Raw genomic sequence first — 23,347 nt, forward strand, 5'->3', positions numbered from 1 at the left:
TCAAACCGCAATCGACGGTAACGCTACCCCGGCGAGAGATTCGGCGCTGCTGGCCTGCTCGGCCATCAACCAGTCGACAAACTGCTGAATCAACGCGCCCCGGCGTTTGCGTTGCGGCAGCACCACGTAATAACCGAGGCGCGACAACGTGGTCTCGGCGATCGGCCGACACAGCAAGCCCTGGCTCAGCAAGTTATCCACAAGGTGGCGCCAGCCGATGGCCACACCCTGACCGCCAATCGCCGCTTGAATCAACAGGGTGTAATTGTCGAAACGCAATTGTCCCGGCGCCGGCGGGGTGCTGATGCCCAGTTCGCGAAACAGCCCGCTCCAGTCGAACCAGTTGCTGCTGTTTTCCCCGCGCAAGTGCAGCAGTGGCAGCTCCAGTAACGCCTGGGCGGGCAAGGGCAGGGCACGCTCCTTGAGCAATTGCGGACTGCACACCGGAAACACTTCCTCGCTGAACAGCCAATGGCTTTCGCCCTGCTTGAAACGCCCGTCGCCAAACAGGATCGCGACATCGATGTCGGTGCGCAGCATGTTGTGGTTGCGCTCGCTGGTGACCAGGCTGACATCGACGTTCGGGTTGGCTTCGTGGAAGCGGTACAGGCGTGGCATCAGCCAGTAGGCGGCGAAGGCGAAATCGGTGGCGACCTGCAATACCTCGTGTTGTTGCTGCGTACTGATAGCACTCAATCCTGCGTCGATATTCTGCAAACCGAGCTGAACCTGCTCGAACAGGATCGCGCCGCCCTCGGTCAGTTCAATACCGCGATAGATCCGGTCAAACAGTCGTACTCCCAGCTGTTCTTCCAGACGCTTGATCTGCTGGCTGATCGCCGGCTGCGTAGTGCCCAGCTCAACCGCCGCCGCAGTAAAACTGTGATGACGCGCCGCCGCTTCGAATGCGCGCAACAGGTCGAGGGACAGATTGCCGAGGGCGTCATACATAAGCTGTGCTTATCCTAGTCATTGTCCGGCGCAGGCTTTACCGGACGGGGCATGGACTCCATGCTCGATCGCAGCAATGTCGCATAAATATTCACTATGGAATGCCGCGATCACATGAAGCGCAAGAACATTCTTTTCATCATGGCCGATCAAATGGCCGCGCCAATGTTGCCAATCTACGGCCCGTCGCCGATCAAACTGCCGAATCTTTCGCGCCTCGCCGTTCAGGGCGTGGTGTTCGATGCCGCTTACTGCAACAGTCCGCTGTGCGCGCCGTCGCGTTTCACTCTGGTCAGCGGCCAGTTACCGAGCAAGATCGGCGCCTACGACAACGCCGCCGATTTCCCTGCCGATATTCCGACCTACGCCCACTACCTGCGTCGCCTCGGTTACCGCACCGCGCTGTCGGGCAAGATGCATTTCTGCGGCCCGGATCAGTTGCACGGTTATGAAGAGCGCCTGACCAGCGACATCTACCCGGCCGACTACGGCTGGGCGGTGAACTGGGACGAGCCGGACGTGCGCCCGAGCTGGTATCACAACATGTCGTCGGTGCTGCAGGCCGGGCCGTGCGTGCGCACCAACCAGCTCGACTTCGATGAAGAGGTGGTGTTCAAGGCCCAGCAATACCTGTTCGATCACATTCGCGAGGACGGCGATCAGCCGTTCTGCCTGACTGTTTCGATGACTCACCCACACGACCCGTACACCATTCCCAAGGCGTTCTGGGATATGTACGACGACGGTGATATCCCGTTGCCGACCACCCCGGAGCAACATTCCCTCGATCCACACTCGCAGCGCCTGCTCAAGGTCTACGACCTGTGGGACAAGCCGCTGCCTGTGGATAAGATCCGCGATGCACGCCGGGCGTACTTCGGCGCGTGCAGCTATATCGACGCCAACGTCGGCAAACTTCTGCAAACCCTCGAAGATACCGGGCTGATCGATGACACCATCATCGTGTTCTCCGGCGACCACGGCGACATGCTCGGCGAGAAAGGCCTCTGGTACAAAATGCACTGGTTCGAGATGGCTGCACGGGTGCCGCTGCTGATCAGTGCGCCGGGGCAGTTCGCTGCCGGCCGGGTTAGCGCGGCAGTGTCCACCGCCGACCTGTTGCCAACCTTCGTCGAACTGGCCGGCGGCACGCTGGAGCCGGGTCTGCCGCTAGATGGCCGTTCGCTGTTATCACACCTGCAAGGGCAGGGCGGTCATGACGAAGTGTTCGGCGAATACATGGCCGAAGGCACGGTTAGCCCGCTGATGATGATCCGGCGCGGCGCGTACAAATTTATCTACAGTGAAAGCGATCCGTGCCTACTCTTCGACGTGCACAACGATCCGCGTGAACTCGAAGAACTCAGCCAGTCGCCGCAACATCGCCAGCTGTTCGACGAATTTCTCGCCGAAGCGCGAGCCAAGTGGGACATTCCGGCGATTCACCGCAAGGTGCTCGCCAGCCAGCGCCGTCGCCGATTTGTTGCCGATGCCCTGACCATCGGCAAGCTGAAGAGCTGGGATCACCAGCCGCTGGTGGATGCCAGTCAGCAATACATGCGCAACCACATCGACCTCGACGATCTGGAACGCAAGGCCCGTTATCCACAACCCTGCCAAAACCAATAATGTAAGGGGAAGTCCATGCGCAAGTTATCCACAGCACTGACGATTGGCCTGCTGGCTCTGGCCAGCGCCTCGGCATTTGCCGAGCAAAGCTGCGAAACGGTGAAAATGGCCGACCCGGGCTGGAGCGACATCGCCGCGACCAACGCCATCACCGGGTTTCTGCTGGACGGCATGGGCTACAAGGCCAAGGTCGACACCCTCGCGGTGCCGATCACCTTCGGCGGTTTGAAGGACGGTCAGGTGGATGTGTTCCTCGGCAACTGGATGCCGGCGCAGCAGGGCTTCTACGACAAGTTCGTCGCCACCGGTGACGTCACGCAACTGGCGAAGAATCTCGACGGCACCGAGTTCACCCTGGCCGTCCCGGATTATGTGTGGGATGCCGGTGTGCATGACTTTGCCGACCTGAACAAATACGCCGACAAGTTCGAGAAGAAAATCTACGGCATCGGCTCCGGTGCGCCAGCGAACATCTCGCTGCAGGAAATCATCAAGAAGAACGACTTCGACCTCGGCCAGTGGAAGCTGATCGAATCCAGCGAACAGGCGATGCTCGCCGAAGTGTCGCGGGCAGTGAAGAAGCAGAAATTCGTCACCTTCCTCGGCTGGACCCCGCACCCGATGAACGTGCAGCTGAAGATGCATTACCTCAAGGGCGGCGAGAAGTATTTCGGCGACACCGGTAGCGTCTACACCCTGACGCGCAAAGGCTACGCCGAGGCCTGCCCGAATGTGGGCAAGTTGCTGACCAACCTGACGTTCACCCAGGACATGGAGAACAGCATCATGGCTGAGGTGGTGAACAAGAAAGTCAGCAATGCCGATGCGGTGAAGGCATGGATCAAGGCCAATCCGGCGGTGCTGGACAAGTGGCTGGAGGGGGTGAAGACCGTGGATGGCAAGGATGCTTTGGCGGCTGTAAAGGCAAAGCTTTGACCGTGGGGTGGCTTTGAATTTTGCTCGGCTTGAGATTTTTGCCCCCTCACCCCAGCCCTCTCCCCCAGAGGGGGCGAGGGGGAAGGGAGCCGATCTTTATGTTGTTCAGAACCTGAGTTCGACTGGATATCTCAGGTCGGCGTACTTCCCTCTTTCACCTCGATCAGTCCCCTCTCCCTCCGGGAGAGGGTTAGGGTGAGGGCCTTTACCCTGGCACCCTGATAACCTTGAACAAAACCCGCCCGCGAGGACCCATGGCCCTGCCAAGTCGCCATTCACTCTTTCCCTTCCTGACCTGGCTGCCCCGGCAAACCCGCGCCAGCGTCGGCCGGGATCTGGTCGTTGGCCTGAGCGGTGCGATTCTCGCGTTGCCGCAGTCGATCGCCTACGCACTGATCGCCGGCCTGCCGCCGGAATACGGCCTCTATGCGGCGATCATCCCGGTGCTGATTGCCTGTCTGTGGGGTTCGTCGTGGCACCTGATCTGCGGCCCAACGGCGGCGATTTCGATTGTGCTGTATGCCAGCGTCAGCCCCTTGGCTGTGCCGGCGTCACAGGACTACATCACGCTGATCCTGCTGCTGACCTTCCTTGCGGGGATTTTTCAGTGGCTGCTGGGGTTGCTGCGCTTCGGCGCTTTGGTGAATTTCGTCTCGCACTCGGTGGTGCTCGGCTTCACCCTCGGCGCGGCGGTGGTGATCGCCATCGGCCAGTTGCCGAATCTGCTGGGGCTGGATCTGCCGGCGAAAGCCACGGCGCTGGCCAGTCTGATGGACCTGCTGCAGCACCTGCGGGCTGTGGATAAACCATCACTGGTGTTGGGTTTGGCCACGGTGCTGGTCGGTTTTGTCCTCAGACAACTGCTGCCGCGCTGGCCGACTCTGTTGATAACGCTGGTGCTGGGCAGCGCAGTGGTGTGGTTATGGCCGGCGATGTTCGGCCACGTGCATCTGGTCAGCGCCTTTGTCGGACGCCTGCCACCGTTCAGTGCGCTGCCGCTGGATCTGGATCTGGTCCTGCGTTTGCTGCCGAGCGCCGTGGCGGTGGGCATGCTCGGTCTGGTCACCAGCCTGTCGATTGCCCGTTCGATTGCTGCACGTTCGCAGCAGTTGCTTGATGCCAACCAGGAAGTCCGCGCACAGGGCTTGTCGAATATTGTCGGGGCGTTCTTTTCCGGATCGCTCTCCGCCGGTTCGTTCACCCGCTCAGGCCTGAGTTACGAGGCAGGTGCCTGTTCGCCGCTGGCCGGGGTTTTTTCGGCGATCTGGGTCGCGCTGTTCGCGATTTTCGGCGCCGGGCTGATTTCACACATCCCCATTCCGGCGATGGCCGGGAGCATTCTGCTGATCGCCTGGGGCCTGGTGGATCATCGCGGGATTCGTTCGTTGCTGCGGGTCAGCCGCGCCGAGTTCGTGGTCATGGTGCTGACCTGCCTCGCCACGCTGCTACTGGAACTGCAGACCGCGATCTATGCCGGGGTGCTGGCGTCGCTGTTCTTCTACCTCAAGCGCACCTCGCAACCGCGAGTGCAGCATTCCCGCGAGGGTGAGGAGGACGTACTGCGAGTCGGCGGCTCGATCTTCTTCGGCGCCAGCCATTACCTGCAAGTGCGCCTGCAACGGCTGCACGGTACGCGGGTGGTGATCGAGGCGCAGCAGATCAACTTCATCGATTATTCGGGGGTGGAGATGCTGCATCAGGAGGCGCGGCGCCTGCTGCGTCAGGATCGCAGCCTGACCCTGCGCCGGGCTCGGCCGCAGGTGGTGGAGGAGTTGCGGAAGCTCGAAGGGCCGGAGAAATGCCCGATCCGGTTTGAGGATTGATCCAGGATCGGCGGTGCGGCCATTCGCGAGCAAGCCCGCTCCCACATTTGATCGCATTCCAATGTGGGAGCGGGCTTGCTCGCGAAGCTTTTAAAGGGCCAACTGGCGGCGTAGTTCGGCCAGTACCGGCGCCGTATCCGGACGCACCCCGCGCCACAGGAAAAACGCCTCGGCCGCCTGTTCAGCCAGCATCCCCAGACCATCCATCGACACTGCCGCGCCATGCTCGCTGGCCCAACGGCAGAATGCGGTCGGCTCTCTGCCGTACATCATGTCGTAGCACAGGGTCTGGCCCGGCTCGATCAGGCTCGCGGCAATCGGCGGCACGTCGCCGGTGAGGCTGGCGGAAGTCGCGTTGATGATCACGTCCACCGGCTCCTGCAACCAGTCGAAACCACTGGCCGACACCGGCCCCAGATCACAGAACAGCTCGGCCAGCAGCTCGGCTTTGTCCACCGTACGATTGGCGATGATCACCGATGCCGGCTTCTCCGCCAGCAACGGCTCCAGCGCGCCACGCACCGCGCCGCCAGCGCCGAGCAGCAGGATGCGTTTGCCGGTCAGGCTGAAACCGGCATTCACCGTCAGGTCGCGCACCAGACCGGCGCCGTCGGTGTTGTCGCCGAGCAGCGAACCGTCGACCAGTTTGCTCAAGGTGTTCACCGCACCAGCGCGTTGCGCGCGAGCGGTCAGGCTGTTGGCCAGGCGAAAGGCTTCTTCCTTGAACGGCACAGTGACGTTGGCGCCGCGACCGTCCTGGAAAAACGCCATGGCGCAGGCGCTGAAGTCGTCGAGCGGCGCCAGCAGGGTGCTGTAGTCGAGGCGCTGACCGGTCTGCTCGGCGAACAGTTTGTGAATCATCGGCGACTTGCTGTGGCCGATCGGGTTACCGAAAACGACGTAACGATCCATCAGCAGTCCTCAGGCCTCGGCCAGCCAGTCGCGGTCTTGCAGGAAGTAGTCGGTCAGGCGCGCTTCTTCGCTGCCGGTCTCGGCCTTGAAGTCATAGGCCCAGCGCACTTGCGGCGGCAACGACATCAGGATCGACTCGGTACGCCCGCCCGATTGCAGGCCGAACAGGGTGCCTCGGTCGTAGACCAGGTTGAACTCGACGTAGCGGCCACGGCGGAATTCCTGGAATTCACGCTGTTTCGCAGTGAACACATCATTCTTGCGGCGCTGCACGATGGGCAGGTACGCATCGATGTAGGCATCACCGATGGCGCGCATGAAGGCGAAACTGGTGTCGAAGTCCCACTCGTTCAGGTCATCGAAAAACAGGCCGCCGATGCCACGCGGTTCATGGCGATGCTTGATGTGGAAATAGGTGTCGCACCAGGCCTTGTAACGTGGATAGACGTCCGGCCCGAACGGCGCGCAGGCCTGCTCGGCGACGCGGTGCCAGTGGATGCAGTCTTCTTCATTGCCGTAATAGGGGGTCAGGTCGAAGCCGCCGCCGAACCACCAGACCGGCTCTTCACCTTCCTTCTCGGCGATGAAAAAGCGCACGTTGGCGTGGGACGTCGGCACATGCGGGTTGTGCGGGTGAATCACCAGCGACACGCCGAGGGCTTCGAAACCGCGACCGGCCAGTTCCGGGCGATGGGCGCTGGCCGACGGCGGCAGCCCGCTGCCGAACACGTGGGAAAAGTTGACGCCGCCCTTTTCGATCACCGTACCGTTTTCGATCACGCGGGTACGACCGCCACCACCGGCAGGCCGGGTCCAGGCGTCTTCGACGAAACGCGTGCCGCCGTCCTCGGTTTCCAGCGCGGCACAGATGCGGTCTTGCAAATCGAGCAGATAGGCCTTTACGGCGTCGGTGCGGGTCGTCATGGCTTCACCTTGAATCGGGCATAACTACGCGGGCGCCCCGCAGGCAGGGGGCGGCGTAAATGGGCGCGTAGCATAACACCGCAAACCTGCGCGCCGCAGTTGACGAAGATCAAGCAGGGGAGTTGGATAGGGGGCTTACAAACGACCCAAGGAGAGCAGGCAGATGGCAAAGCGTATCCAGTTCCGCGCCCACGGCGGTCCCGAAGTGCTTGAGTTTGTTGACTACGAACCCGCCGCGCCCGGCCCGAATCAGGTGCGGGTGGCGAACAAGGCGATCGGCCTGAACTTCATCGATACCTATTTCCGCAGCGGTCTGTATGCCCCGCCAGCCTTGCCGTCCGGGCTCGGCGCAGAAGGCGCCGGCATCGTCGATGCGGTGGGCAGCGACGTCACCCGGTTCAAGGTCGGTGATCGCGTGGCATACGGCAGCGGCCCGCTGGGTGCCTACAGCCAGTTGCACACCCTGCCCGAAGCCAATCTGGTGAAGCTGCCGGACGAAATCAGCTTCGAGACCGCAGCCGGGGTCATGCTCAAGGGCCTCACCGTGCAGTACCTGCTGCGCCAGACCTATGAACTCAAGGGTGGCGAAACCATTCTGTTCCACGCCGCTGCCGGGGGTGTCGGTTCATTGGCCTGCCAATGGGCCAAGGCACTGGGCGTCAAGCTGATCGGCACGGTCAGCTCGAAGGAAAAAGCCGAACTGGCCAAAGCCAACGGCGCTTGGGCAACCATCGATTACAGCCACGAAAACGTGGCACAGCGGGTGCTGGAGCTGACTGACGGCAAGAAAGTCCCGGTGGTGTACGACGGCGTCGGCAAAGACACCTGGCTGACCTCGCTCGACAGTGTGTCGCCGCGTGGGCTGGTGGTGAGTTTCGGCAACGCCTCCGGTGCGGTGGACGGGGTGAATCTGGGGATTCTTTCGGCCAAGGGCTCGCTGTACGTGACCCGCCCGACCCTGGCGACCTACGCCAATAACGCCGAGAACCTGCAGCGCATGGCCGACGAGCTGTTCAAGATGATCATCAGCGGCAAGCTCAAGGTCGACATCAGCCAGCGCTATCCACTGGCTGATGCGGCGAAGGCGCAGACCGAATTGTCGGCACGGCGCACCACCGGCTCGACCATCCTGCTGCCCTGACAAACCTTCGGCGTCTTGCCAGTCAGGGTTGCGAACCCACGGCTGGCAAGTCAGTTCGAACGCGTTCAACACCTCGGCAGATGACACTCCAACGGTTTCTGCACCACGTGGCCAACCGCCGGATCAGGCGGTTGGACCGCCGCGAGAATTTGCCGCCACTCGGCTGACAACACCCAGTAATCGCCGCGTGCGCGCTGGTCGATATGCAGGGCATTGGAAGCGATCGGCATCAGGCCGAAACGCTGGTAGAAGCGCAACTGTTGCGATCTGCACAACGCGGTTACCCCGTTATAACCGCGTTTAATGGCCCACTCGGTAGCGGCCGCCAGCAGACCGTTGACCGCGATGGGCAACTGATTGGGCGTGTACGACATCAATCGGCTGAATTCGACATGGCGCGACAGCGCCACCGTGGGAGAAACGTGTTGCTGCGCCAGCGATACCCACTCGAACGGTGCCGGAGTCGCTCTCAATACCGCCAACAGTTGATCGTGCCGATACAGCAGGAAATGGGTACTGCGCGACTTTATCGCCAGTCTGGTTTCGAGCATCCGCGCCCGTGAAGTCAGCATGTAATGCTGCAACCGAAGCCGAAATTGCCGATCGACAAACCGGTCGAACTCCTGAGTATCCGCCCCCGCTTCAAGCATCACGATGCGACAACCCTCATGGTGACTCTTCAACGTCACCTGAAGCGCCTGCAGGTAATCCGTGAGTTGCAAATTGGTAGTGTCCATTCTTTCTCCGCAGACCTTAACTTATCGAAGTGTTTCGAGTGCAGGGAAAGGATGGTTGCTTTTGCCGATTCCGCCACGCCAGAAAGTCTGATAATCAAGTGGGAAAAGCCAATGAATCCGGGGACTTGGCGACTTTTCCGACAGGGAAACCGGCGTCATTGCAGGATAAATCGCAGGCGCGCGTAGTCCTCCTCACCATCAAGGCGAGGAAGACTCACGGTAAAGGTTTTCGCGCAGGATCAGTCGGGACGAATGACCTTGCCGGTTGCCAGATCGCGGATCACGCTGGGGTTCTTGCGCCCGCCCAGTTGTCCGCCAAGGATCAGGTCGATCTGCCCACGGAAATACTGCTCGACGCGCAACCGCGTGCGCGCCGCCGGCCGACCCTGCGGGTTGGCCGAGGTGGAAATCAGCGGCCCGACCATCGAGCACAGATCCCGCACCTGCGGGTGATCGCTGACCCGCAGCGCCACCGTGTCATGCACGCCCGTCACCCATCCCGGCAACAGGTTCTGATGCGGCACCAGCCAGGTATTCGGCCCCGGCCACGTGCTGGCCATGCGGTCGATCCACTCTTGCGGGAAGTCTTCGAACAGGAAGTCGAACTGGCGGATGTTGTCGGCGACCAGGATCAGGCCCTTGTCCACCGAACGGTTCTTGATCGCCAGCAGCCGATCCACTGCCTCTTCGTTCCACGGGTCGCAACCCAGCCCCCAGACGGCTTCGGTTGGATAGGCAATCACCGCCCCGGCGCGAATCTCTCGTGCGGCTTGTTGCACACGCCAACTGTTGACCATGAAAAAACTCTCCGAAAACAGGTTTTGCGCAGTTTACCGATCTTCCCTGTAAAACCTAGCGTGTCCTCGCCAGCCAGCGACCGTTTTCACACACTGCGCGGCCGTCCATTTCCAGCTCGGTGAGCGCCGCGAGGACTTTGGGCAACGCCCAGCCGCTGCTCTCGACCAAGGCTTCGCTGGTGTGCGGCGCGGCGTGCAGCAGATCAAGCAAGGGATGCACGGAATCCGGCGGGTCTGTGGATAACGGCAAATGCTGCCAGCCGCGCAGGGCTTCGAGAATGTGTTCGATGGTTTCCACCAGCACCGCGCCGTCGCGGATCAACTGATGGCAGCCGCGCGCACCGGGGTGATGGATCGAACCGGGAATCGCATACACCTCGCGGCCCTGTTCCGCCGCCAGCCGAGCGGTGATCAGTGAACCGCTGGCGACACTCGCCTCGACCACCAGCACACCGAGGGACAAACCGCTGATGATCCGGTTGCGCCTGGGGAAGTTGCTCGCCGTTGGCCCGGCGTCCAGTGGAAACTCAGAAACCACTGCGCTGCCCGAGGCAATCATCGCGTCGGCCAGTCGACGATTGCGCTGTGGATAAAACTTTTCCAGGCCGGTGCCGAGTACACCGACGGTTTGCCCGCCAACGTCCAGCGCCGCTTGATGGGCAGCCGCATCGATACCCAGCGCCAGCCCACTGGTGATGACGAAACCGGCCCCGGCGAGGCTGCGGGAGAACGCTGCGGCGGTGTCCATTCCCGGACGTGAAGCACTGCGACTGCCGACCATCGCCAGTTGCGGTTTTTCCAGAATCAGCGGATCACCGGCGACGAACAACAGCGGTGGCGGGTCAGGGATCTGCGCCAGCAGCGCCGGATAATCCGCCTGGTCCAACATCAATAGATGCTGGCCGGGCCGCTCCAGCCAGCGCAATGCATGGCTGGCGCCGTCGCGCACTTCAGGGTTGCGCCGGGCCTCGGCCGACGCCGCCGGCAACCCCAGCGCACGCCAGGCACTGGCCGGCGCGCTCAGGGCTTTTGACGCCGAGCCGAAGGCTTCAAGCAGTTTGGCAAAACGTTTCGGGCCGATTTCCGGCAAGCGGTGCAGGCGCAAACGCGCTTCCAGTTCCGCAGGGGAAACCGGCGTACAGGCAGACAGCATCGTGGATCATCCTTGATCGTTATAAGTCCCGAACCATTCGGAACAAGCTGTGGATAACTCTGTTGGTAACTTGTTAAGCCTGCTAAGGATTTCGCACCTTGTCGAGCACCGCCAGCGAGCGCGATGCGTTGAGTACGAGGCCGTAACTGAGCTTGTCGTAGGTGCGGAACACCATCAGCAGACCGGCCCGTTCATCGGGAATTTTCAGCGGCTGGCCGGTGACCCGGTCGCGCACGGTTTCCCCGGTTTTCATCACCACCAGCACATTGCCTTCGGCCAGACCGTCGCGCTTGCCTTTGTTCAGGGTGACCACGTCCATCACGCCGATCTGCGTGACGCCGCGCGGCACGTCGATGATCAGGCCGTTGATGTTGGTGCTCGGGGCGCTGGGCATGAAAGTCGAATTGATCGAGCGCTCTTCGCCGCTGAACAGACGATCGCCCAGACGTACTTCCTGGGTGGTGCGTTGCAGGGCGAGGGTGGCGACGTCGCCTTCGGTGGCGACGATTTCACCGCCACCGATGTCGTCGGCATTGATCCCGAGAAACTCCTTGGTCTGCGGGTCGGTGTAGACCTTGCCCTGGCGGAAGATGCCGTATACCGGTTGATTCGGATCGAAGTGACCCCGGGCGAAGATCCGGTCGCCAGTGCCACTCAACACGCGCTCGGCATCGCCGGCGACGATATACGGCGCCTTGTCGAAGTCCTCGACCTTGTCGACGATGCGGTTGCTCAGCAGGAAACTGTTGATCGATTTCAGCGGAATGCTCGGAATCGCCTCGGCCACCGGGCTGGTGCGAATGCGCGGCGACAGCTTGATGGTGCCCCGTGACTCGCCGCGATTGAGGGTCAGCTGCGGCTGGCCGTTGACGAAACTGAGCGTCAGCGTGTCGCCGGGGTAGATCAGGTTGGGGTTTTCGATTTGCGGATTGGCCCGCCACAGCTGTGGCCATTGCCAGGGCTCGCGCAGGTATTTGCCGGAAATGTCCCAGAGGGTGTCTCCCGAAACCACCGTGTATTGCTGTGGAAAACCATCCCTGAGTTGCACTTGCCCTTGCGCAGCCGCGGCCGAAGCCAGAAGCAGCAGGGCGAGTAGTGTTTTCCTCATGCAGCGAATCCCTTTATCATGTGCGTTCGCGTGAACCGTCAGAGCCCCCGTGGCTCGCTACTGCAAATTGCATTAGCTACGCTTCACAACGGTAGCCTGCATCTTCGGACCTGCCAGGCCATCGACCCGACTTTACTCAATACGTGCAGCAATCAGCCTATGGCCATTTTAAACATCCTCGAATTTCCGGACCCGCGTCTGCGTACTATCGCCAAGCCTGTGGCAGTAGTGGACGACGAAGTGCGTCAGTTGGTCGATGACATGTTTGAAACAATGTATGAAGCGCCGGGCATCGGCCTCGCCGCGACCCAGGTCAACGTGCACAAACGTATCGTCGTGATGGACCTTTCCGAAGACCGCACCGAACCCCGGGTGTTCATCAACCCCGAGTTCGAATCGCTGACCGACGAGATGGATCAGTATCAGGAAGGCTGCCTCTCGGTGCCGGGCTTCTACGAAAACGTCGACCGCCCGCAGAAGGTCAAAATCAAGGCGCTGGACCGCGACGGCCAGCCTTACGAACTGATCGCCGAAGGCCTGCTCGCGGTGTGCATCCAGCACGAATGCGACCATCTCAACGGCAAGTTGTTCGTCGATTACCTGTCCACGCTCAAACGCGACCGGATCAAGAAGAAACTGGAAAAGCTGCATCGCCAGAACGCTTGATGCCCTCCTTCAAAGGCTTGCTGCGGCAAGCCTTTTTCTTTTTATGAGACTCCCTTCATGACTGAGCCACTGCGCATCGTTTTTGCCGGTACCCCGGAATTTGCCGCCGAACACCTCAAGGCCCTGCTGAACAGCCCTTACGAGATCGTTGCGGTCTACACCCAACCGGATCGTCCGGCCGGTCGCGGGCAAAAACTGATGCCGAGCCCGGTCAAACAGTTGGCTCTGGAAAATAATATCCAGGTGTTGCAGCCGCCGACCCTGCGCAACGCTGAGGCTCAGGCTGAACTCGCCGCGCTGAAACCGGACTTGCTAGTGGTGGTCGCCTACGGCCTGATCCTGCCGCAAGCGGTGCTGGATATTCCGCGTCTGGGCTGCATCAACAGCCACGCCTCGCTGCTGCCGCGCTGGCGCGGTGCGGCGCCGATCCAGCGCGCCGTGGAACACGGTGATGCCGAAAGCGGCGTGACTGTGATGCGCATGGAAGCCGGCCTCGACACCGGGCCGATGCTGCTCAAGGTCGTGACCCCGATCTGCGCCAACGACACCGGCGGCACGCTGCACGACCGCCTCGCCGAAATGGGTCCGCCCGCCGTGGTCCAGGCGATTGCCGGCTTGGCCGCCGGAACCCTCGAAGGCGAAGTGCAGAACGATGAGCTCGCCACCTACGCCCACAAACTGAACAAGGATGAAGCGCGCCTCGACTGGCGCCGTCCGGCGGTTGAACTTGAGCGTCTGGTACGCGCCTTCAATCCCTGGCCGATTACCCACAGCACCCTCAACGGTGAAGCGCTGAAGGTATTGGCCGCGACGCTGGTTGACGGCAAAGGCGCACCGGGTGAAATCCTCAGCGCCAGCAAGGACGGCCTGATCGTGGCCTGCGGTGAGCAGGCACTGTGCCTGACCCGCCTGCAACTGCCGGGCGGCAAGGCGCTGAACTTCAGCGACCTGTTCAACAGCCGCCGCGAGAAATTCGCCGTCGGCACCGTGCTCGGCGCCGTGGTGGACGCGCAATGAACCCGCGTCTGGCCGCCGCCAAGGCACTCGCAGCCGTGCTCAGCGGCAAGGCTTCGCTGAACAGCTCCCTGCCGGCGCAACTGGACAAGGTCGAGGACCGTGATCGCGGTTTCACCCAGGATCTGGCGTTCGGCACCGCGCGCTGGCAGCCACGGCTGTCGGCGCTGGCGGAAAAACTTTTACAGAAACCGTTCAAGGCTGCCGACGCCGATGTCGAGGCGTTGCTGCTGGTCGGTCTCTATCAACTGCTCTACACCCGCGTGCCGCCGCACGCGGCCATCGGCGAAACCGTCGGTTGCGCGGACAAACTGAAAAAGCCGTGGGCCAAGGGTTTGCTCAACGCCGTGCTGCGCAATGCCCAGCGCGAAAGCGAGACGATTTTCGCGGAGCTTGAGCGCGATCCGGTGGTGCGCACTGCCCACCCGCGCTGGCTGCAAAAATCCCTGAAAGCCTTCTGGCCGGAGCAATGGGAAGCGATCTGCGCGGCGAATAACGCGCACCCGCCGATGATCCTGCGGGTCAACCGCCGCCATCACAGCCGCGACGCCTACCTCGGCTTGCTCAGCGACGCCGGCATCGCTGCCACGCCTTGTGTTTACAGCCGCGACGGCATCGTCCTTGAAGCCGCCACCGACGTGCGCAGCCTGCCGGGTTTTGCCGAAGGCTGGATCAGCGTGCAGGACGAAGCCGCGCAACTGGCCGCCGATCTGCTCGATCTGGCGCCGGGTCAGCGCGTGCTCGATGCGTGTTGCGCGCCGGGCGGCAAGACCTGCCACATCCTCGAAGCCGAACCGGCGCTGGCCGGCGTGGTGGCGGTGGATCTGGAAGCCAAGCGGCTGGTGCGGGTGAAGGAAAACCTTGAACGGCTGGGGCTGAGCGCCGAACTGATCGCTGCGGACGGCCGCGATACCGCCGCGTGGTGGGACGGCAAGCCGTTCCAGCGCATCCTGCTCGACGCGCCATGTTCGGCAACCGGCGTGATCCGCCGTCACCCGGACATCAAGCTGACCCGTCAGGCCGACGACATCGCCGCCCTCGCGCAACTTCAAGGCGAGCTGCTCGACGCCATGTGGAAGACCCTCGAAGTTGGCGGCATCCTGCTCTACGCCACTTGCTCGACCTTGCCCACCGAGAACACCGAAGTTATCGCCGCGTTCCTTGAACGCACGCCCGGTGCCCGCGAACTGGATCTGGCAACTACGGCCGGGATCAAACAGCCCCATGGTCGCCAATTGCTGGCCCAGCAGGGCGGGCATGACGGGTTCTACTACGCCAAGCTGATCAAGATCGCTGCCGCGCGCGGCTAAACGGATTCAACGGAGTGACTGGATGAAAATCATCATCCTCGGTGCGGGGCAGGTCGGCGGTTCGCTGGCTGAACACCTGGCGAGCGAAGCCAACGACATCACCGTGGTCGACACCGACGGCGAACGCCTGCGCGACCTCGGCGACCGTCTCGACATCCGCACCATTCAGGGCCGCGGCTCGCTGCCGTCGGTGCTGCGTCAGGCCGGCGCCGACGACGCCGACATGCTGGTGGCGGTGACCAACAGCGACGAGACCAACATGGTCGCCTGCCAGGTCGCGCACACCCTGTTCCACACCCCGACCAAGATCGCCCGGGTGCGCGAAGCGTCCTACCTCAATCGCGAAGAACAGCTGTTCCAGAACGAAGCGATTCCGGTCGACGTGCTGATCAGCCCCGAGCAGGTGGTGACCAACTACATCAAGCGCCTGATCCAGCATCCGGGCGCGCTGCAAGTGATCGACTTCGCCGAAGGCCAGGCGCAACTTGTGGCGGTGCGCGCCTATTACGGCGGGCCGCTGGTGGGCCAACAACTGCGCCAGTTGCGCGAGCACATGCCGAATGTCGAGACGCGTGTCGCGGCGATTTTCCGCCGCGACCGGCCGATCCTGCCGCAAGGCGATACGGTGATCGAGGCCGATGACGAAGTCTTCTTCATCGCCGCCCGTGAGAATATTCGCGCGGTGATGAGCGAAATGCGCCGTCTCGACGAAACCTACAAGCGCATCGTGATTGCCGGTGGCGGGCAGATCGGCGAGCGTCTGGCCGAGGCCATCGAAAGCCGCTACCAGGTGAAGATCATCGAGATGAACCCGGCCCGCTGCCGCTATCTCTCCGACACCCTCGACAGCACCGTGGTGCTGCAGGGCAGTGCGTCGGACCGTGATCTGCTGCTGGAAGAGAACATTGCCGACGCCGACATCTTCCTTGCGCTGACCAACGATGACGAAGCCAACATCATGTCGTCGCTGCTGGCCAAGCGCCTGGGCGCGAAGAAGGTGATGACGATCATCAACAACCCGGCTTACGTCGATCTGATCCAGGGCGGCGACATCGACATCGCCATCAGCCCGCAACTGGCGACCATCGGCACCTTGCTGGCCCACGTACGCCGTGGCGATATCGTCAGCGTGCACTCATTGCGCCGGGGCGCGGCCGAGGCCATCGAGGCGATTGCCCACGGCGATGCGAAGTCGAGCAAGGTCATCGGCCGGCCGATCGAGAAAATCGGCCTGCCGCCGGGCAGCACGATTGGCGCGATCATCCGTAACGAAGAAGTGATCATCGCCCACGACGATACGGTGATCGAAACGGGCGACCATGTGATTCTGTTCCTTGTGGATAAAAAGCATATTCGCGATGTGGAGAAGCTGTTTCATGTGGGTTTGAGCTTCTTCTGATCCAGAAATATCGTCGGTTGTAATGGCCTCTTCGCGAGCAAGCCCGCTCCCACAGGGGGAATGCATTCCAAATGTGGGAGCGGGCTTGCTCGCGAAAGCGGTGTAACTGACACCGATCTACGCCTGACACTCCACAGAAAAGGACTGCATCAATGCTCGAATCCCTGGAAAAAATGCTCGCCAAGGGTGTGGATAACTCATTGCTGCGCTTTGGCCTGGGCAAGGGTTATCTGGATTTGGGAGAGAACGCCAAGGCAGCCGAGCATTTCCAGCGCTGTGTCGGTTTCGACCCGAAGTACTCGGCGGCGTGGAAGCTATTGGGCAAAGCGCAACTCGCACTGGGCGATCACGCGGCCGCGCGGCAGGCGTGGGAACAAGGTCTGGAAGCCGCCCGCGCCCATGGCGACAAGCAGGCCGAGAAGGAAATGACGGTGTTTCTGAAGAAGCTCGACCGCCAGGCGCAATAAGTTAGAGATAACGCAGGCCGATGCCCTCGGCATCCACCGTCACCACTTCCATTCGCACCCGCGGCGCGCCTGTGGGTAAATCCTGCACCTGGCCATAAACCACCGCACCCTTGGGCAATGACGCCAGACGCGGATGCTGCACATACACGCCGGTGGCCGACAGATTGCGCGTCTGCCCCAGGCACTCGCCGAAGCTGTCGTGGGTGATCTTGATGCGGAAGGATTTGCGTTGTTCGGACATCTTTATGCGCCCTTGAATGAACGGGTTGTGGATAACCTCAAGCAAGATCAAAAGATCACAGCCTTCGGCGTTCCTACAGGTTATCCACAGAGTGTGCCAACTTGCTCAGTACCAGCGCGCTTCGCCCGGCGGACGTTTCTTGAAACGCTTCATGCTCCACATGTACTGACTCGGATACGCCGCAACGTAACGCTCGACCACCTTGCTCATCGCCGCGCAGGATTCCTCGGTATCGGTGCTGTACATGGCCTCGGGCGCCGCTTCGAGGATCACTTTGTAGCCAGAGCCGTCCGGCAGGCGCAGGGCGTGCAGGAACACGCCGACCGCTTTGCCGCCGGCGAGCATGTTCGGCACGAATTTACTGGTCAGCGCCTGGGTGGCGAAGAACGGCACGAAGATCCCGGCGGATTCGGCCGGTTCCGGGTCAGCGGGAATGCCCACTGCACCACCTTTGCGCACTTCCTTGATGACGCTGAGGATACCTTCCTTGGTGGAGGCAGCGACCTTGTTGCCCAGCTGCACGCGTTGCTTGCGCAGTAATTCATCCACAGCCTTGAGCTTTGGCGGGCGGTAGAAAATGATCGGTTTGCACTGGCTGCAATAGAAGTGGTTGAGCACTTCCCAGTTGCCCAGGTGGCTGGTGATGCCGACCACGCCTTTGCCCGAGGCCAGCGCCTCCTTGAGGATGTCGAGGCCTTCGACTTCGCGCACCAGATCGATCGAACGCTGGGCCGGCCAGATCCAGGCGCAGGCACTTTCGGTCAGGGATTTACCGATGTCTTTGAGGCTCTGGCCGACCAGGCGCTCACGTTCGGCCGGGTCCATCTGTGGAAAACATTTGGCGAGGTTGATCCGCACCACGTCGCGGGAGCGGTTGGGGGTTTTCCACATGATCCAGCCGATCGCCGAACCCACGGCCTGCACGGCCCGCCATGGCAGCAGGGCAAACAGCCGCAGAGCGCCTACCAGCAAGGCGCCTTTAAACTTTTCCACAGGTCACTCCTGATTTTGTGCTGTGCGCGAGGCGGCCATTCTAACCGCCGTTGACCAGCTGCGCGTAGCGGTCGCAGTCCTGAGTGTGATCCATGACCATGCCCGAAGCCTGCATCAGTGCGTAGCAAATGGTTGGGCCAACGAAGGTGAAGCCGGCCTTTTTCAGGGCTTTGCTCATCGCCAGCGCTTCGGGGGTGATCGCCGGGACTTCGCTGCGATCCTTGAAATGATTGATGATTGGTCGGCCGCCGACGAACGACCAGAGGAAGGCCACCGGGTCCTCCAGCGCCAGCCAGGCCTGGGCATTGCGTCGGGCGGCATTGAGTTTGAGGCGGTTGCGGATGATCCCCGGATCGAGCATCAGTTCATCGATCTCGGCGTCGCTCATCTGCGCCACGCGCTGCACGTCGAAGCCGTACAACACCTCGCGGTAGCGCTCGCGTTTACGCAGCACGGTGATCCACGACAGCCCGGCCTGGAACCCTTCGAGCAAAAGCAACTCGAACAAACCCTGCGCATCGCGTAGCGGCGTGCCCCACTCCTGATCGTGATAAGCCATGTACAGCGGATCTTCGGTACACCAAAAGCAGCGTGGCATAAGGCTCCAGGGGGTGGAGGTGCGACTGAATCGGGTATACTCCCGCTCTTTAAATCGCAGCCCAAGAAACAGGTGAATTTCGTGAGCCAGCCTACGCCAGCCGTGCGTACCTTCCAAGACTTGATCCTCGCGCTCCAGCAATACTGGGCCGAGCAAGGTTGTGTGGTACTTCAGCCCTACGATATGGAAGTAGGCGCCGGCACTTTCCACACCGCGACCTTCCTGCGCGCCATCGGCCCGGAAACCTGGAACGCCGCGTACGTGCAGCCAAGCCGCCGTCCGACTGACGGCCGCTACGGGGAAAACCCGAACCGTCTGCAGCACTACTATCAGTTCCAGGTCGTGCTGAAACCGAACCCGGACAACTTCCAGGAACTGTACCTAGGCTCGCTCAAGCATGTCGGCCTGGACCCGCTGGTCCACGACATCCGCTTCGTCGAAGACAACTGGGAATCGCCAACCCTCGGCGCCTGGGGTCTGGGCTGGGAAGTCTGGCTCAACGGCATGGAAGTGACCCAGTTCACTTATTTCCAGCAGGCCGGCGGCATCGAGTGCTACCCGGTCACCGGTGAAATCACCTACGGTCTCGAGCGTCTGGCCATGTACCTGCAAGGCGTGGATTCGGTCTACGACCTGGTCTGGGCTGACGGTCCGTTCGGCAAGGTGACCTACGGCGACGTGTTCCACCAGAACGAAGTGGAGCAGTCCACCTACAACTTCGAACACGCCAACGTCGACAAACTGTTCGAACTGTTCGACTTCTATGAAAGCGAAGCCAAGCGCCTGATCGAGCTCGACCAGCCGCTGCCGTTGCCAAGCTACGAAATGGTCCTGAAGGCCTCGCACACCTTCAACCTGCTGGACGCGCGCCGGGCGATCTCGGTGACCGCGCGTCAGCAATACATCCTGCGCGTACGCACCCTGGCGCGTTCCGTTGCGCAAGCCTACCTGCTGGCTCGCGCCAAGCTGGGCTTCCCGATGGCGACCCCGGACCTGCGTGACGAAGTACTGGCCAAGCTGGAGGCTGCACAATGAGTGCTCAAGATTTTCTGGTTGAACTGGGCACCGAAGAACTGCCGCCAAAAGCCCTGAACACCCTGGCTGAAGCGTTCCTCGCCGGTATCGACAAGGGCCTGCAAGCTGCCGGCCTGAGCTACGAAAGAAAAACCGTCTACGCCGCACCGCGGCGTCTGGCCGTGCTGATCACCGCGCTGGCCACCCAGCAACCGGATCGCAGCATCAACCTGGATGGCCCGCCACGTCAGGCCGCCTTCGACGCTGAAGGCAACCCGACTCAGGCAGCCCTGGGCTTCGCCAAGAAGTGCGGCGTCGAGCTGAGCGAAATCGACCAGAGCGGCCCGAAACTGCGTTACAGCCAGAACATCGCCGGCAAGCCAACCGCAAGCCTGCTGCCGACCATCGTCGAAGATTCGCTGAACGACCTGCCGATCCCGAAACGCATGCGTTGGGGTGCGCGCAAGGAAGAGTTCGTGCGTCCGACCCAGTGGCTGGTGATGCTGCTCGGTGACCAGGTCATCGACTGCACCATCCTCGCGCAGAAGGCTGGCCGCGACTCCCGTGGTCACCGTTTCCATCACCCGGAAAGCGTGCGCATCGGTTCGCCGTCGAGCTACCTGGCCGACCTGCGTGCCGCCTACGTGCTGGCCGATGCCAACGAGCGTCGCGAGATCATCAGCAAGCGCACCGAAGAACTGGCGACCCGTCAGGAAGGCACCGCGATCGTGCCGCCGGCGCTGCTCGATGAAGTGACCGCGCTGGTCGAATGGCCGGTGCCGCTGGTGTGCTCGTTCGAGGAGCGCTTCCTCGACGTGCCGCAGGAAGCACTGATCACCACCATGCAGGACAACCAGAAGTACTTCTGCCTGCTGGATGCCGACGGCAAGTTGCTGCCACGGTTCATCACCGTCGCCAACATCGAAAGCAAAGATCCACAGCAGATCATCGCCGGTAACGAGAAAGTGGTTCGCCCACGCCTGACCGACGCCGAGTTCTTCTTCAAGCAAGACAAGAAGCAGAAACTCGAAGCCTTCAATGATCGCCTGAAGAACGTGGTGTTCCAGGAAAAACTCGGCAGCGTCTACGACAAGGCCGAGCGCGTTTCGAAACTGGCGGCCTACATTGCCGCGCGAATCGGCGGCAACGCTTCCTGGGCGGCCCGTGCCGGCCTGCTGTCGAAGTGCGACCTGGCCACCGAAATGGTCGGCGAGTTCCCGGAGATGCAAGGTGTCGCCGGTTACTACTACGCGCTCAATGACGGCGAGCCGGAAGATGTCGCGCTGGCGCTGAACGAGCAGTACATGCCACGCGGTGCCGGTGCTGAACTGCCGGCGACCCTGACCGGTGCCGCTGTAGCGATCGCCGACAAGCTCGACACCCTGGTCGGCATCTTCGGTATCGGCATGCTGCCGACCGGCAGCAAAGACCCGTATGCCCTGCGCCGTGCGGCCCTCGGCGTGCTGCGCATCCTGATCGAGAAACAACTGGATCTGGACCTGAACGACGCCGTGGCTTTCGCCGTGGCTGCGTTCGGTACCAAGGTCAAGGCTGCCGGTCTGAACGACGCGGTGCTGGAATTCATCTTCGACCGTCTGCGTGCGCGTTACGAAGACGAGGGCGTCGATGTCGCCACTTACCTGTCGGTACGTGCCCTGAAGCCGGGTTCAGCGCTGGACTTCGACCAGCGTGTGCAAGCGGTTCAGGCCTTCCGCAAACTGCCGGAAGCGGCAGCGCTGGCGGCGGTCAACAAGCGTGTATCGAACCTGTTGAGCAAGGTTGAAGGCTCGGTGCCGACCGTGGTCGAGGCCAAGTACTTCGACAACGCCAACGAGTTCTCGCTGTACTCGGCGATCCAGCAAGCGGATCAGGCGGTGCAGCCCATGGCCGCAGCGCGTCAGTACAACGAATCGCTGGCGCGTCTGGCGGCATTGCGTGAGCCGGTGGATGCGTTCTTCGACGCGGTGATGGTCAATGCCGAAGACGCCAAGGTCCGGGCCAACCGCTACGCGCTGCTCGCGCGTCTGCGTGGTCTGTTCCTCGGGGTTGCCGACATTTCGCTGCTGGGTTGAGGGATTGCTGTTGAAACTGCTGATTCTCGATCGGGATGGAGTGATCAATTACGACTCCGACGCTTACATCAAGTCGGTGGAGGAGTGGATTCCACTGCCCGGCTCGATCGAGGCGATTGCGCAGTTGAGCAAGGCCGGCTGGACGGTGGCGGTCGCCACCAACCAGTCGGGCATTGCTCGCGGCTATTACGACCTTGCCACCCTCGACGCCATGCACGCGCGCCTGCGCACGCTCGTGGCAGAGCAGGGCGGTGAAGTCGGGCTGATCGTGTACTGCCCGCATGGTCCGGACGAGGGTTGCGATTGCCGCAAGCCGAAGCCGGGGATGTTGCAAACCATCGCGGCGCATTACAACGTGACGCTGACGAATGTCTGGTTCGTCGGCGACAGCCTTGGTGACCTGGAGGCCGCCAAAGCCGTCGATTCACAGCCCGTTTTGGTAAAGACCGGGAAAGGCGAAAAAACTCTGGGCAAGACCCTTCCGGTCGGCACCCTGATTTTTGACGATCTGGCGGCGATTGCCGCAGAACTTATCCACAACTAGAGTGCTTCTGAAGTTCCTGACCAGGGATTGATCGGGAGTGCGCTTGAACAGTCGGGCATCGCCCGTAACGGTAAACGTCGCCATGTCGATACTGCAGGCCATCAGAATTTTTCTCTTTTACCTGCTGCTGGGCACTACTGCCTTGCTGTGGTGCAGCCTGAGCTTTTTTATCGCGCCCTTTCTGCCGTTCAAGGCGCGTTATCGTTTCATCAACGTGTACTGGTGCCGTTGCGCCTTGTGGTTGACCAAGGTGTTTCTCGGCATTCGTTACGAGATCAAAGGCGCGGAAAATGTGCCGGATCGGCCCTGCGTGATTCAGTCGAACCACCAGAGCACCTGGGAGACGTTCTTTCTCTCTGCTTATTTCTCGCCCTTGAGCCAGGTGCTCAAGCGCGAATTGCTCTACGTGCCGTTCTTCGGCTGGGCCATGGCCATGCTGCGGCCGATCGCGATTGACCGCGACAACCCGAAAGCGGCGCTCAAACAAGTCGCGGCCAAGGGCGATGAACTGCTCAAGGACAACGTCTGGGTCTTGATCTTCCCTGAGGGCACCCGCGTTCCTTACGGCACCGTCGGCAAGTTCTCGCGCAGTGGCAGCGCGTTAGCGGTAAATGCGGCGCTTCCGGTGCTGCCGATTGCACACAATGCCGGCAAATTCTGGCCGAAAATCGGCTGGGGCAAGACGCCGGGCGTGATCACCGTGGTCATCGGTGAGCCGATGTATGCCGAAGGCACTGGTCCGCGCGCCATCGCCGAGCTGAACGACCGGGTACAGGCCTGGAATGAACAGACCCAGCGCGAAATGGGTTCGCTGCCACCAGCACCGCAGGCGCCTGCCGCGAATGATCAGGTGGCTGTCTGAGATTTTGTGGATAACCTGTGTACGGTTTTGTTGAAAAAGCCTGAATATTGAAAGTA

Annotated in this window: 23 protein-coding genes; 13 read left to right on the plus strand and 10 right to left on the minus strand. The window is 61.7% G+C overall.

Going from position 1 to position 23,347, the window contains the following annotated elements:
* On the minus strand, positions 1-951 hold the full coding sequence (locus V3W27_RS00445) for a choline sulfate utilization transcriptional regulator (RefSeq protein ID WP_330205716.1): 951 nt from the start codon (positions 949-951) through the stop codon (positions 1-3).
* A 114-nt stretch (positions 952-1,065) separates the two neighbouring features.
* Here V3W27_RS00445 and betC point away from each other — a divergent pair, with 114 nt between their 5' ends.
* The 3 genes from betC (at position 1,066) to V3W27_RS00460 (ending at position 5,339) form a co-directional block, all read left to right on the plus strand.
* Positions 1,066-2,580 carry a choline-sulfatase gene (betC, locus tag V3W27_RS00450; RefSeq protein WP_330205717.1) on the plus strand — a complete coding sequence of 505 codons (1,515 nt, stop codon included), beginning with the start codon at positions 1,066-1,068 and terminating at the stop codon, positions 2,578-2,580.
* 15 nt (positions 2,581-2,595) lie between these two features.
* A complete protein-coding gene (choX, locus tag V3W27_RS00455) occupies positions 2,596-3,516 on the plus strand; it encodes a choline ABC transporter substrate-binding protein (RefSeq protein ID WP_330205718.1) in 921 nt (306 codons plus the stop codon).
* Positions 3,517-3,770: 254 nt separating this feature from the next.
* Positions 3,771-5,339 (plus strand): SulP family inorganic anion transporter, encoded by a 1,569-nt coding sequence (locus V3W27_RS00460; RefSeq protein WP_330205719.1) that lies wholly within the window; start codon positions 3,771-3,773, stop codon positions 5,337-5,339.
* A 90-nt stretch (positions 5,340-5,429) separates the two neighbouring features.
* Here V3W27_RS00460 and aroE read toward each other — a convergent pair whose 3' ends face one another.
* Entirely contained in the window at positions 5,430-6,251 is an 822-nt protein-coding gene (aroE, locus tag V3W27_RS00465; RefSeq protein ID WP_330205720.1) for a shikimate dehydrogenase, read from the minus strand.
* 9 nt (positions 6,252-6,260) lie between these two features.
* Complete coding sequence (gene hemF, locus V3W27_RS00470) at positions 6,261-7,175, minus strand: oxygen-dependent coproporphyrinogen oxidase (protein ID WP_330205721.1); 915 nt, start codon at positions 7,173-7,175, stop codon at positions 6,261-6,263.
* 163 nt (positions 7,176-7,338) lie between these two features.
* On the opposite strand from hemF, the gene V3W27_RS00475 reads away from it, so the two are divergent.
* Positions 7,339-8,316, plus strand: coding sequence for an NADPH:quinone reductase (locus V3W27_RS00475; protein WP_330205722.1), 978 nt, complete (start codon positions 7,339-7,341; stop codon positions 8,314-8,316).
* Positions 8,317-8,381: 65 nt separating this feature from the next.
* Here the strand turns inward: V3W27_RS00475 and V3W27_RS00480 are convergent, their stop codons facing one another.
* From V3W27_RS00480 to V3W27_RS00495, 4 genes are all read right to left on the minus strand, one after another.
* Positions 8,382-9,053 (minus strand): hypothetical protein, encoded by a 672-nt coding sequence (locus tag V3W27_RS00480; protein ID WP_247269468.1) that lies wholly within the window; start codon positions 9,051-9,053, stop codon positions 8,382-8,384.
* Between the two features lie 239 nt (positions 9,054-9,292).
* Positions 9,293-9,850, minus strand: coding sequence for an L-threonylcarbamoyladenylate synthase (locus tag V3W27_RS00485; protein WP_330205723.1), 558 nt, complete (start codon positions 9,848-9,850; stop codon positions 9,293-9,295).
* A gap of 55 nt (positions 9,851-9,905) precedes the next feature.
* Complete coding sequence (gene dprA, locus V3W27_RS00490) at positions 9,906-11,003, minus strand: DNA-processing protein DprA (RefSeq protein ID WP_330205724.1); 1,098 nt, start codon at positions 11,001-11,003, stop codon at positions 9,906-9,908.
* A gap of 82 nt (positions 11,004-11,085) precedes the next feature.
* Positions 11,086-12,111, minus strand: a complete 1,026-nt coding sequence (locus V3W27_RS00495) for a LysM peptidoglycan-binding domain-containing protein (protein ID WP_330205725.1) — start codon at positions 12,109-12,111, stop codon at positions 11,086-11,088.
* Positions 12,112-12,270: 159 nt separating this feature from the next.
* Here V3W27_RS00495 and def point away from each other — a divergent pair, with 159 nt between their 5' ends.
* From def to V3W27_RS00520, 5 genes are all read left to right on the plus strand, one after another.
* Entirely contained in the window at positions 12,271-12,777 is a 507-nt protein-coding gene (def, locus tag V3W27_RS00500) for a peptide deformylase (RefSeq protein ID WP_027610272.1), read from the plus strand.
* Positions 12,778-12,834: 57 nt separating this feature from the next.
* Entirely contained in the window at positions 12,835-13,794 is a 960-nt protein-coding gene (gene fmt, locus V3W27_RS00505) for a methionyl-tRNA formyltransferase (RefSeq protein ID WP_330205726.1), read from the plus strand.
* Positions 13,791-15,101, plus strand: a complete 1,311-nt coding sequence (rsmB, locus tag V3W27_RS00510) for a 16S rRNA (cytosine(967)-C(5))-methyltransferase RsmB (protein ID WP_330205727.1) — start codon at positions 13,791-13,793, stop codon at positions 15,099-15,101. Before fmt ends, rsmB begins: the two co-directional genes overlap by 4 nt.
* Positions 15,102-15,123: 22 nt before the next feature.
* The gene (gene trkA / locus V3W27_RS00515) at positions 15,124-16,500 is read left to right on the plus strand and encodes a Trk system potassium transporter TrkA (protein WP_003220233.1); all 1,377 of its coding nucleotides are present in this window, start codon (positions 15,124-15,126) and stop codon (positions 16,498-16,500) included.
* Positions 16,501-16,652: 152 nt separating this feature from the next.
* Positions 16,653-16,967: a tetratricopeptide repeat protein gene (locus V3W27_RS00520; RefSeq protein WP_027610275.1), complete on the plus strand. Its 315-nt coding sequence runs from the start codon at positions 16,653-16,655 to the stop codon at positions 16,965-16,967.
* 1 nt (position 16,968) lies between these two features.
* Here the strand turns inward: V3W27_RS00520 and V3W27_RS00525 are convergent, their stop codons facing one another.
* The 3 genes from V3W27_RS00525 to V3W27_RS00535 form a co-directional block, all read right to left on the minus strand.
* The gene (locus V3W27_RS00525; protein WP_007960749.1) at positions 16,969-17,208 is read right to left on the minus strand and encodes a PilZ domain-containing protein; all 240 of its coding nucleotides are present in this window, start codon (positions 17,206-17,208) and stop codon (positions 16,969-16,971) included.
* Positions 17,209-17,313: 105 nt separating this feature from the next.
* Complete coding sequence (locus V3W27_RS00530) at positions 17,314-18,201, minus strand: lysophospholipid acyltransferase (RefSeq protein ID WP_003220227.1); 888 nt, start codon at positions 18,199-18,201, stop codon at positions 17,314-17,316.
* A 40-nt stretch (positions 18,202-18,241) separates the two neighbouring features.
* Complete coding sequence (locus V3W27_RS00535; RefSeq protein WP_098966431.1) at positions 18,242-18,799, minus strand: DNA-3-methyladenine glycosylase I; 558 nt, start codon at positions 18,797-18,799, stop codon at positions 18,242-18,244.
* 81 nt (positions 18,800-18,880) lie between these two features.
* Here V3W27_RS00535 and glyQ point away from each other — a divergent pair, with 81 nt between their 5' ends.
* From glyQ to V3W27_RS00555, 4 genes are all read left to right on the plus strand, one after another.
* A complete protein-coding gene (gene glyQ / locus V3W27_RS00540) occupies positions 18,881-19,834 on the plus strand; it encodes a glycine--tRNA ligase subunit alpha (RefSeq protein WP_003187265.1) in 954 nt (317 codons plus the stop codon).
* On the plus strand, positions 19,831-21,885 hold the full coding sequence (gene glyS, locus V3W27_RS00545; protein ID WP_330205728.1) for a glycine--tRNA ligase subunit beta: 2,055 nt from the start codon (positions 19,831-19,833) through the stop codon (positions 21,883-21,885). The genes glyQ and glyS overlap by 4 nt, the downstream gene beginning before the upstream one ends.
* A 4-nt stretch (positions 21,886-21,889) precedes the next feature.
* Positions 21,890-22,429, plus strand: a complete 540-nt coding sequence (gmhB, locus tag V3W27_RS00550) for a D-glycero-beta-D-manno-heptose 1,7-bisphosphate 7-phosphatase (RefSeq protein WP_167797055.1) — start codon at positions 21,890-21,892, stop codon at positions 22,427-22,429.
* A gap of 82 nt (positions 22,430-22,511) precedes the next feature.
* Complete coding sequence (locus V3W27_RS00555) at positions 22,512-23,291, plus strand: lysophospholipid acyltransferase family protein (protein WP_027610279.1); 780 nt, start codon at positions 22,512-22,514, stop codon at positions 23,289-23,291.
* Positions 23,292-23,347 lie beyond the last annotated feature (56 nt).

Origin of the sequence: Pseudomonas sp. AM14(2022) (assembly GCF_036346455.1) — a bacterium.
Lineage (GTDB): Bacteria > Pseudomonadota > Gammaproteobacteria > Pseudomonadales > Pseudomonadaceae > Aquipseudomonas > Aquipseudomonas putida_A.